3 protein-coding genes and 1 pseudogene are annotated in these 6,000 nt (G+C 59.5%); 1 reads left to right on the forward strand and 3 read right to left on the reverse strand.

The window, feature by feature from the left end; translation table 11 throughout:
• Positions 1 to 50 precede the first annotated feature (50 nt).
• From ACCD05_RS16510 to chrA, 3 genes are all read right to left on the reverse strand, one after another.
• Positions 51 to 650 carry a flavodoxin family protein gene (locus ACCD05_RS16510; RefSeq protein ID WP_413394004.1) on the reverse strand — a complete coding sequence of 200 codons (600 nt, stop codon included), beginning with the start codon at positions 648 to 650 and terminating at the stop codon, positions 51 to 53.
• Positions 647 to 1,312: a glutathione S-transferase gene (locus tag ACCD05_RS16515; protein WP_111563753.1), complete on the reverse strand. Its 666-nt coding sequence runs from the start codon at positions 1,310 to 1,312 to the stop codon at positions 647 to 649. Before ACCD05_RS16515 ends, ACCD05_RS16510 begins: the two co-directional genes overlap by 4 nt.
• Positions 1,313 to 2,108: 796 nt before the next feature.
• A complete protein-coding gene (chrA, locus tag ACCD05_RS16520; RefSeq protein ID WP_413394015.1) occupies positions 2,109 to 3,344 on the reverse strand; it encodes a chromate efflux transporter in 1,236 nt (411 codons plus the stop codon).
• 397 nt (positions 3,345 to 3,741) lie between these two features.
• Here chrA and ACCD05_RS16525 point away from each other — a divergent pair.
• Positions 3,742 to 5,666, forward strand: a pseudogene (locus ACCD05_RS16525) (mechanosensitive ion channel family protein).
• Positions 5,667 to 6,000: the final 334 nt, after the last annotated feature.

A 6,000-nucleotide genomic window follows, 5' to 3' on the forward strand; every position in this document is an offset into this window, starting at 1 on the left:
AGCGGCCGTGGCTCGATTCAAACCAGACGGGGACCCGTCGGCGGGAAGAGCTATGGCCCTTTGTTGCCCAACAATCCCGCGAGTTGAACCGTGTTGCGAACGAGCATGTCGACTGCCGACGTCACAACCTCCGGGATCTCGTCGAGGTCCACGAAGTTCTTGCTGCCCATTGCCTCACCCACCCAATAGGCGACCGCGTTGGCGGGAATGGTGAAGCCCACGTCGTTGAGGGCCTGGAAAACCTCGGCGGAAACGTGATGGGCGCCGTCCTCGTTGCCGACGACGGCGACGGCCGCGACCCGGCCGTGGGAAATCATCCGCCCCTCGTCATCGGTTTCCTCGAGGAAGGCATCCATGCGCTCAAGGGCGCGCTTGGCGACCGAGGAGGGTTGCCCAAGCCAAATAGGTGTCCCAATTATCAAGATGTTGGCATCGAGAATCGCCGTTCTGATATCGGGCCATGCATCGCCTGGCCCTTCGTCGGATGTGACGCCTGGCTTGATGTCATGGTCGGCCAAGCGGATCGTTTCGACCTCGACATGCATTTCGCGCAATCCGCGCGCAATGAGGTCGAGCATTCGGTCGGTGGATGACGGCTCGCCTCCGCTAGATTTCAGGGTGCCGTTCAGAGCGATTGCCTTGAGGTTCATTGGGTCGTCTCCTTTGATGATCGCGGCGGTCCAAAAGCATAGGGTCCGCCTTTCTCCAGGGCTCTATGGTAGGCGGGACGGGCGTGGATACGTGCGAGCCAGTCTGTTGTTGCTCGATTGTCATCTCCGAGAAACCCACGGGCCCCCGCCGCCTCGAGGGGAAAGCTCATCATGATGTCGGCCGCGGTGAACGCGGTTCCAGCGAACCATTCGCGACCGCGGAGTTCCTGTTCGACGAAGTTCAGGTGCGTCTCGAGCATCGGACGTATGCGCTTCAACGCGAACCGTCCCAGAAGGGGAATTTTCGATGCGACGAGGCTGGTGAAGAGTATCGGCATCAGCGAACCTTCGGCATAATGGAGGTACTGGCGATATAGAACGGCTTCGCGGGGCGTCGCAGGCAAGCCTAGCTTGCCGTCCGCCGAACCAACCAGGTGTTCGACGATCGCACCAGTCTCCACCAACACCTGGCGGCTGGCGGGGCTATCGAGATCCTCGACGATCGGCGACTTTCCGAGCGGATGAACCGCCCGCAATGCCTCGGGGGCGGACATATCCTTGTTTCGCTCGTAAAAGCGGATAGCGTAATCCAGCCCCAGCTCCTCCATGAGCCAAAGGATGCGCTGGGAGCGGCTATTATTGAGATGATGGACAATAAACAGGTGAATTCTCCGCGGTCACGATCAGCAGGGAGAAGCTGGATAGCCGTCAATGGTTCCATTCGTCGCCAGGGCTTGGCAAGGTAGCGCGTTCGCCTCGGACAACAGCAACACGGGTTCGAGCTTCAAATCGTCGCCGAACTGTCCAAGCAGCGGGTTCGTGTTCGAGAGCGGGTTTGTCGCCTTCGGGCGGCGTTTCCCATCCAGACCGCGCGAGCAGTGATCGGCTTCGCCTCGCCGCTTTGACCGTCCGCCCGCTGTCGCCGGCCCGCCCGATGCGCAAGGTATCGCTTTCCTCTCACAGCTCGCGGTCGGCGGTCTCGAACTAGGTGGGCCGGTTGTCGAGAACCTTGTCAGGTCGCCGAGAAGATCAGAACCAACGAGGGCGCCGAGGGCTTCTTGTTACAGGTCAGGATTGATTTCGGTTCGAACGAAGAGATCAACTCTGGGTGCCAGAGGAAGCAACTGAACGTGGATCAGGCTCTCATGGTTTGATGCCGCGGCGATCACGACCGGTCGCGATATCAACCAAGGAGGCGCGATTCGTGGTAGGTTTAAGCCGGTTTGCTTATTTCATGCCGGGAAGTTCCAGAACATCCCGCCTGAAACCATCGCACCCCCAAAGTGATGGTTTCTGTTATCACTGTTGGTTTGGGTGAGCTCAAACCACATGGGAAGCGCGTACATTTGAACTACCACAACCTTCCAACGCCCGCATGACCAAGGAAGCGGTCCTATGACGTGACGGCCATCGGCCCAAACCGGTCTTGAGAGCGGCAACGACTTCCGTGTGAAGTACTCACGCCAGCCCGCTCACCTTTAGGCTCGCGGCGGTGGCAGCCATCAGGGCCACCACGATCCAAGGTGGGGCTCGCCAGACCAGCAGCAACAGAAAGCCCGTGATCGCCAGCAGGAAGTCAGTCTGAGTGAGCACGGCGCTTGTCCAGACTGGATGATGGAGAGCGGCGCCCAACACGCCTACGACAGCAGCATTCGCCCCCCTCATCGCGGCTTGAGCTAGAGGAAAGCGATAGAGGCTGCCCCAGAACGGGAGAACGCCCACCAACAAAAGGAAGCCCGGCAGGAAGATCGCGACAAGGCAGATCGCTGCGCCGAGTATGCCATTCGGAGCGGGCGACATGACGGCCCCGAGATAGCCCGCAAAGGTGAAGAGCGGCCCTGGAACGGCTTGAGCGGCGCCGTAGCCCGCTAGAAACGAGCTGTCAGAAACCCAGCCCGGTCTCACGACTTCCGCCTCAAGGAGAGGCAGGACGACATGACCACCGCCAAACACCAGCGCGCCGGAACGATAGAAAGCGTCGAACAGGTCAAGGCCTTGGGAATGCAATGCGCCCGCGAGAACGGGCAGGGCGAACAGAAGACCGAGGAACGCGAAAAGACAAATGATGCCGACCGACTTGGATACCCCGAACGCGATCAGGTCTCCGGTCTGTCGGGCGTCGGCCCGACAGAGTACGAGGCCGAGAAGGCCACCAACGACGATGGCCGCAAGCTGTCCGAAGATACCGCCGAAGATGACCACGACAACCGCCAAGAGGGCGATGCCTATTCGCGGCTGGTCGGGTGTCAGGGACCTTGACATGCCCCATACCGCCTGTCCAACAACGGCCACGGCCACGAGCTTCAGACCATGTAGCAGGCCCTGCCCAATCGGATTATCGAGGGCTGTCGCCGCCACAGCGAAGACGATCAGGATGATGGCGGATGGAAGTGTGAATGCTGCCCACGCCGCGAGAGCGCCCAATGAGCCACCCCGCGTAAGGCCAAGAGCAAAGCCGACCTGGCTGGAGGACGGACCGGGCAGGAATTGACAGAGCGCAACGAGGTCGCCGTAGCTTTTCTCATCGAGCCATTTCCGCCGGACAACGATTTCATCGCGGAAATAGCCGAGGTGCGCGATGGGGCCGCCGAAGGACGTTAAACCGAGCTTCAGGAAGGCAGTAAACACTTCCCCAGCCGTGCCCTTCGGGGCAGCATTCCCTTCATTCAGGCTTCCTCCAATAGACGACTTCACGAAACCACCTCCACCGAGACCTGCTTGACCTCTGATTGAATCTAGATCTGAAAACACGACAGTGCTTTGCTTTAGTTTTGTAACGACCACGTGAAAGCGGAAAGCGATAGTCATCAGGTTCCGCTTGTCAAAGCGGTGGAGGAAATCCCGATCTTGCACGACTATTTCGATCGGTACAGTGGCATGTGGAGGATAGGACTTTAGCCTCATCTCCGGCATCGCGATGCCCAAATGCGATTCTTGCGCGAAGCGGAGGACCGCCTTCGGTGGCCTCCATAGATACTACGCGATGCTACAAGCCTCACCACATTCCATCTGTTAGCATCAAGCTGAATGACGTTTGCAGGTAAATGGGCATACGCAGGCGCTGCATATGACGAAAGAGAGGGGCTGAAATATGAAATGGCTTCTATCTCTCGCCGCCGGAATTCTTTTCGCTCTCAGTTCTTTCGCACAAGTGCCTCCCGCCGTGGCCCCGCCGGAGAAGGTCGATGAACTCCTGCGCCTGTTACAGGACCCGGAGGTTCAAGCGTGGCTAAACGGTCGAAAGGCATCGGGTTTACCAGCGGCGACTTCGGCGGCCGGTGCCTCGAATCTCAAAAATTGGGATTCCGCGGCGCGTGCCCGTATTAGCGGGATCCTTGCCGCCTTAGCGGAGATTCCAACGGAGGTTGTCGCTGCCGCGGCCAGAACACGAGAGGATGCAACAAGCAGGGGCGGCCATGCTCCGGTGTTCGTGCTCTTTGCCGTTGGCCTCATTGCCGAGGGTCTTTACCGTAAGCTAGTGGCACGTGGTGACACCATTCCTAGTGACCTGGCTCCGATTGTCATTTTCGCTGGCGCGATGGCGATTATTTTCTTCGCGGTGGACTGGCCGCCTCTCGCTCGCATCGTCTTGCTAGCCTACCTGTCCGCCTTCATCCTGTTCCGGTTGGCTCGCGTGTTCATGTCCATCGCCAAGGTCGCACCGCCCTTGCGGGCAAGATTGTCGGCCGTCATCGGACTTGTCTGCTTCGCGGCCGCCACTGAAGCAATTGGGGAACCCCTCGGGGTTCCGCCGCTCGTTACGGAGGCAATCAGTTACTGTTTCTCCCTTATCGGCCTGATGTTGGCGATCGAGGCCGTTTGGGCCACTTCGCGGCGACCTCGGTCCTGGAAGGTTGCTATCGCGGGTTTCCTTGTGGTGCTGTGGGTGATCTGGTGTGTCAACATGCGGGGGGTTTTCTGGATCGGCATCTATTTGCTTGCCTTACCGGCCGTCCTCAACGCGGTTGGCCGCGCGGTGGCCTCTTTCACCGGCGATCCGAGCAGCTTTCGCGGTGTCTTGATTATCCGCGGCGCTCGTGCCGTCGTGATCTGTCTGGCCGTCGGCTGGCTGGCGCTGGTCTGGCGTCTCAATCCGGATACGTTGGGTCGGCGCGATCCGGTGATCGTCTCACTGTTCTACGGTGGTCTGAAAGTGTCTTGATCCTCGTCTGCGCCGATCTGCTCTGGCAACTGGCGAAAGGTTGGATCGACCGGACACTGCATGGCGCGACGGATGCGACCTCGCTCGCGCCGGCCGATGCGGCCCGCCGCGCCCGATTTCGCACCCTGCTTCCAATCCTTCGCAACGCGCTGGCTGTCATGGTCGGCGTCATGGCCTTTCTGATCGTTCTGGCGCAACTCGGCGTTCAGATCGGACCGTTGATCGCGGGCGCGGGCATCTTCGGCGTCGCCATAGGCTTCGGCTCGCAGACCCTCGTCAAGGACGTGATTAGCGGCGTGTTCTACATGCTGGATGACGCCTTCCGCGTCGGGGAGTATATCCAAGCCAAGGATTACAAAGGCACTGTCGAGGGCTTCAGCCTGCGTTCGGTTCGCCTACGTCATCATCGCGGCCCGGTCTTCACGGTGCCATTCGGCGACCTCGGTGCCGTCGAGAACATGAGTCGTGACTGGGTGATCGACAAGTTCAGAATTACTGTCGGCTTCAACACCGATATCGAAAAGGCCCGAAAGCTGACCAAAAACATCGGAGCGGAGCTGAAGGAAGACCCAGAGCTTGGCCCGCTCTTTATCGAGCCACTGAAGATGAAGGGTGTCGAGGAGTTCGCGGACTATGGAATAGTCCTGAGCTTTGCCATGACCACGGTGCCCGGCATGCAGACTTTCATCCGTCGCAAGGCCTACGCCAAGCTTCGCGAGGCGTTCCTGGCAAATGACATCGCTTTCGCCCAACCGACCGTACAGGTAGGCGGTGACGACAAGGAAGGCGGCGCGGCAGCGGCAGCGCAGGCGATCCGCGCACAACAGGCGGGTACAGCCACGACCGCGACGTGAGCGAAGCCCATGGCCTCAATCCCTCAAAGTGTGCGATTACCACCGCGTGATCAGCACAACATTGCTACAGGCCACGGATGCGGCAGCCCGGTAGCGATCCTGCTCGATCAGTGCGATGAGGATGTGAAAGACCAAAGCAAGCGCGCTTGCTTCCAAAACACAACAACACAACGACGAACGGCCGGGCGGCATTAGTAAGGATACCTCTCTAAATGGGCCTCTTTGCTCAAGTTGTCCTTCGGCGAGGTAGAGCCATTTAGGCCCTACACTCATAAACGGGGTTCACACGCGGGCATGGCTTTGATTCAATGAGGCTTTGATTTGGAGGCCTCAG

This window comes from Rhizobium sp. Rhizsp42 (genome assembly GCF_047304155.1).
Taxonomy (GTDB): Bacteria; Pseudomonadota; Alphaproteobacteria; order Rhizobiales; family Rhizobiaceae; genus Rhizobium.

Bases quoted from the DNA above. Each gene is read 5' to 3' on its own strand.
- ACCD05_RS16510 (WP_413394004.1), bottom strand. From the start codon at position 650: ATGAACCTCAAGGCAATCGCTCTGAACGGCACCCTGAAATCTAGCGGA.